We start from the raw sequence: 2391 nt of genomic DNA, 5'->3' as shown, positions 1-2391 counted from the left end.
AGCCAAGCTAAGCGCTTGAAAAAATTTTTGAAAATAGTGGTTGACACTAAAACTTAAATCGCTAAAATGGCCGTCCGATTTGAGCGAAGCTCAAAAAGGAAAAGCTCTTTAACAATTTAAACCTATCAATCTGTGTGGGCACTCGTTGATGAATATCAAAACGTTATTACTTAGGTAATAGCAGTTACTTCGGTAACAAAATTGATTTCAATGAACTGAGTGACCAATACGTTTAACTACTTGTAGTTATTCGGCACAGTCAATTCATTATCATTCTGTTGGAATGGTAATAGCTTTAGAATTACATGTTCATGTTCCTTTTTCCGTATTCATTGAGCCGACAAAATCTTAAATTGAAGAGTTTGATCATGGCTCAGATTGAACGCTGGCGGCAGGCCTAACACATGCAAGTCGAGCGGAAACGACACTAACAATCCTTCGGGTGCGTTAATGGGCGTCGAGCGGCGGACGGGTGAGTAATGCCTAGGAAATTGCCTTGATGTGGGGGATAACCATTGGAAACGATGGCTAATACCGCATAATGCCTACGGGCCAAAGAGGGGGACCTTCGGGCCTCTCGCGTCAAGATATGCCTAGGTGGGATTAGCTAGTTGGTGAGGTAATGGCTCACCAAGGCGACGATCCCTAGCTGGTCTGAGAGGATGATCAGCCACACTGGAACTGAGACACGGTCCAGACTCCTACGGGAGGCAGCAGTGGGGAATATTGCACAATGGGCGAAAGCCTGATGCAGCCATGCCGCGTGTATGAAGAAGGCCTTCGGGTTGTAAAGTACTTTCAGTTGTGAGGAAGGGGGTAGCGTTAATAGCGCTATCTCTTGACGTTAGCAACAGAAGAAGCACCGGCTAACTCCGTGCCAGCAGCCGCGGTAATACGGAGGGTGCGAGCGTTAATCGGAATTACTGGGCGTAAAGCGCATGCAGGTGGTTCATTAAGTCAGATGTGAAAGCCCGGGGCTCAACCTCGGAACTGCATTTGAAACTGGTGAACTAGAGTACTGTAGAGGGGGGTAGAATTTCAGGTGTAGCGGTGAAATGCGTAGAGATCTGAAGGAATACCAGTGGCGAAGGCGGCCCCCTGGACAGATACTGACACTCAGATGCGAAAGCGTGGGGAGCAAACAGGATTAGATACCCTGGTAGTCCACGCCGTAAACGATGTCTACTTGGAGGTTGTGGCCTTGAGCCGTGGCTTTCGGAGCTAACGCGTTAAGTAGACCGCCTGGGGAGTACGGTCGCAAGATTAAAACTCAAATGAATTGACGGGGGCCCGCACAAGCGGTGGAGCATGTGGTTTAATTCGATGCAACGCGAAGAACCTTACCTACTCTTGACATCCAGAGAAGCCAGCGGAGACGCAGGTGTGCCTTCGGGAGCTCTGAGACAGGTGCTGCATGGCTGTCGTCAGCTCGTGTTGTGAAATGTTGGGTTAAGTCCCGCAACGAGCGCAACCCTTATCCTTGTTTGCCAGCGAGTAATGTCGGGAACTCCAGGGAGACTGCCGGTGATAAACCGGAGGAAGGTGGGGACGACGTCAAGTCATCATGGCCCTTACGAGTAGGGCTACACACGTGCTACAATGGCGCATACAGAGGGCAGCAAGCTAGCGATAGTGAGCGAATCCCAAAAAGTGCGTCGTAGTCCGGATTGGAGTCTGCAACTCGACTCCATGAAGTCGGAATCGCTAGTAATCGTAGATCAGAATGCTACGGTGAATACGTTCCCGGGCCTTGTACACACCGCCCGTCACACCATGGGAGTGGGCTGCAAAAGAAGTGGGTAGTTTAACCTTTCGGGGAGGACGCTCACCACTTTGTGGTTCATGACTGGGGTGAAGTCGTAACAAGGTAGCCCTAGGGGAACCTGGGGCTGGATCACCTCCTTATACGAAGATACTCACGATAAGTGTCCACACAGATTGATGGTTTAATAAGTTAAGAGTAGGAAATACTTTTCCAGATGGGGCTATAGCTCAGCTGGGAGAGCGCCTCGCTGGCAGCGAGGAGGTCTGCGGTTCGATCCCGCATAGCTCCACCATCTTTAAGTGTTCTTCCTTAAGAATCTTTAAAAATGGTTATTTCTTTAATTAGAAAAATCTAGCTCTTTAACAATTTGGAAAGCTGACTGATTAATTACTTACGAGTAATTCAATCAAATTTAAAAGTTCTCAATGTTTACCTTTATGGTAAACACAACAAACACATTCAAGTGTCTTGTATTCGAATCAAACTTAGTTTGATTCACAATTGAGTCCGGCAAACAGTCATTGAGAATTAACCCTTTTTAATGACAACCAAAAACCTTGGTTAGTTGCCATACGCTTATTTGTCTTCACTTTTTAAAGTGAAAGCAAATAGAAACCCTTTCGGGT

1 tRNA gene and 1 rRNA gene are annotated in these 2391 nt (G+C 47.4%); both read left to right on the top strand.

The window, feature by feature from the left end:
• Positions 1 to 350 precede the first annotated feature (350 nt).
• A 16S ribosomal RNA gene (locus CWO13_RS23235) occupies positions 351 to 1905 on the top strand.
• Positions 1906 to 1981: 76 nt separating this feature from the next.
• A tRNA-Ala gene (locus CWO13_RS23230) sits at positions 1982 to 2057 on the top strand.
• Positions 2058 to 2391 lie beyond the last annotated feature (334 nt).

It is taken from the genome of Vibrio sp. ZF 223 (assembly GCF_003050585.1).
Classification (GTDB): domain Bacteria; phylum Pseudomonadota; class Gammaproteobacteria; order Enterobacterales; family Vibrionaceae; genus Vibrio; species Vibrio crassostreae.
Note: the sequence above shows the minus strand (reverse complement) of the source record. Positions and strands in the feature narration are given on the sequence as shown.